This window comes from Exiguobacterium sp. UBA6282 (assembly GCF_002440475.1).
In the GTDB taxonomy this organism is placed as follows: Bacteria; Bacillota; Bacilli; order Exiguobacteriales; family Exiguobacteriaceae; genus Exiguobacterium_A.
This window is the reverse complement of sequence record NZ_DJUM01000037.1, coordinates 1-2,513: the sequence shown is the minus strand read 5'-3', so window position 1 is coordinate 2,513 and position 2,513 is coordinate 1. Positions and strand designations below refer to the sequence as shown.

General features: G+C 47.0%; 2 protein-coding genes and 2 pseudogenes. All 4 read right to left on the bottom strand.

All coding sequences use genetic code 11. The features are described from left to right. A partial coding sequence (gene murA, locus B2751_RS10210; RefSeq protein ID WP_290774594.1) for a UDP-N-acetylglucosamine 1-carboxyvinyltransferase occupies nucleotides 1-1,012 on the bottom strand: 1,012 nt, incomplete at its 3' end. A gap of 251 nt (nucleotides 1,013-1,263) precedes the next feature. Then, on the bottom strand, nucleotides 1,264-1,497 hold the full coding sequence (locus tag B2751_RS10205; RefSeq protein WP_290774592.1) for a DUF1146 family protein: 234 nt from the start codon (nucleotides 1,495-1,497) through the stop codon (nucleotides 1,264-1,266). Nucleotides 1,498-1,814: 317 nt separating this feature from the next. Next, nucleotides 1,815-2,229: pseudogene (locus B2751_RS10200) on the bottom strand (F0F1 ATP synthase subunit epsilon). A gap of 26 nt (nucleotides 2,230-2,255) precedes the next feature. Continuing rightward, nucleotides 2,256-2,513 (bottom strand): annotated as a pseudogene (locus B2751_RS10195) (F0F1 ATP synthase subunit beta); the annotation flags it as partial.

Genomic DNA, 2,513 nt, shown 5'->3' with positions numbered 1-2,513 from the left:
CGTGCATGAAGCGGTTCTCGAAAACAGTTTCCGTGATGACCGATGTGCCACCTGCTTTGAGAACAAGCGCCATCATTTGTGCTTGAACGTCTGTCGGGAAACCTGGGTGTGGCATCGTCTTGACGTCGACTGCTTCGAGTTTCGCTGGACCGACGACACGGAGACCTTCTTCTGTATCCGTGATCTTAACGCCCATCTCTTCCATCTTCGAGATGAGTGGACGAAGGTGTTCGCGCTCAGCACCGATGACTTCGACGTCACCTTCCGTGATTGCTGCTGCGATCATGAACGTACCTGCTTCAATCCGGTCCGGAATGACGTAGTGTGTCGCACCGTGTAACTTCTCGACGCCTTCGATGCGGATCGTTTCTGTACCTGCACCGCGGACTTTTGCGCCCATTGCGTTCAAGAAGTTCGCAAGATCAACGATTTCTGGTTCTTTTGCGACGTTCTCAATCACTGTCGTTCCTTCTGCGAGTGTCGCAGCCATCATGATGTTTTCTGTCGCACCGACTGATGGGAAGTCGAGGTAGATTTTTGCACCTTTGAGACGACCGTCAACATGTGCCTCAACGAATCCATTTCCGATGATCGTCTTCGCACCCATCGCTTCGAAACCTTTTAAGTGAAGATCGATTGGACGTGAACCAATCGCACAGCCACCTGGCATCGCAACACGTGCGCGACCGAGACGTGCAAGTAATGGACCCATGACGAGGATCGAAGCCCGCATCTTACGGACGTATTCGAGTGGCGCTTCATCTTTAAGATTCGGTTCGGCATTGACCGTCACCGTGTTTGCTTCAGCGTCGAACTCGACTTCCGCATTCAAGTTGCGTAAGACGTTATTGATTGTATAGACGTCTGCTAGACGTGGTACGTTTTGAAGAACCGATTGGCCCTCTGATGCAAGCAATGTCGCGACGAGTGTTTTTAAGACCGCGTTCTTTGCACCTTCTACTTTGACTGTTCCAGCTAATTTACGTCCGCCACGGACAACGATTTTTTCCATTCTCCCTACTCCTCTGCTTCGTTTCTGTTCTAGTATGTTCAATTCGTGATTGGTGAGGATCATAGTTGGAATTCAACGAATGTTAGAAAAGAAACTTCCCTATAGTTGATCTCTTACTCCAAAGCCAATACGACGTTTCGATTGTAATGTTAGATGATTGCTAAATGACTGTGTTCCTTCATTGAAAGAGCAGTGTCCTGTTCCATGTTAAAACAAATTACCATTTCAGGGTTTACAATGCAGTTACAAGTTCACCCAATTAAAAACTGAAGACGCTGTGCAAAACCGGCATAATCCAATAAAAAGCGAGCGACGATCGATCCGAGTGCAATGGCTAGAATCGTTCGCAAGGCTACCGCATGCGGTCCTTTAGGATGTTGCAGGATTTTCTCCCATTTGACTGGTAATAAGGACCACCAAGCGAGTAGAATCGCTACGATGTAGACCAGCATACTAACAAACGCACTCACACCAATAGATGTCACTTTCGTTGCACCTCTTCTTCATAGTTTCTCCAACTTTACTATGATTTCATAAAATGAATGATTGCGCAAACAAAAAAGAACACGCTGAATTAATTTTAGCGTATAAAATATATTTATTGAAGATAAATTTAGTCTTCCAAAGAAAAAATGTTGAAGAAATTGTGAAGACGAGGCATATAATGTACTTTTACATTTTTACGGCGTTTTAAACCTGTATCGTTCTCCCTCTTGCGAAAACGTTTGTCTTTAGAAAAATCATTGACGTATCGTACAAAAAAAGACCCGATTCCGCAAAGGAATTCGGGTCTTTGGTCGAATCAATCGCGACCGTAGTCTTTCAAGCTGAGACGGTTAACTGCTCGTTTCAGTGAAAGTTCAGCACGCTTGAATTCGAGTTCTGATAATTTCGTGTCCTGGAGACGACGTTCTGCNNCGAACCTTCGCAGCTGCAGCACGGTCATAGTCGACCTTGTCTGCTTGCTCCGCAGTTTCCGCAAGAACCGTTACAGTATCCTGGCGCACTTCCATAAAGCCACCGCTGATAGCGATCAACGTGCGTCCGCCATCTTCGTGGCGCAACTTCAAGATGCTGATATCGAGTGGTGTCACGAGTGGGACGTGGTGCGGGAGAACCCCGATCTCACCAGAAATCGTCTTCGCAACGACCATACGGATATCGCCATCATACACTTCGCCATCCGGGGTGACGATATTGACATGAAGTGTGTTCATCTCAAGTCCCCCTTATGCTTTGTCACTTAGACAAGCGCCTTCGCTTTTTCAATCGCATCTTCGATCGGACCGACGAGACGGAATGCTTCTTCCGTTAGATCATCGTGTTTACCTTCGAGGATTTCTTTGAAGCCGCGGATCGTGTCCTTAACTGGGACGTACGATCCTTTTTGTCCTGTGAACTGCTCAGCTACGTGGAAGTTCTGCGACAAGAAGAACTGGATACGACGCGCACGGTGTACAGTCAATTTGTCGTCTTCTGACAACTCGTCCATACCGAGGAT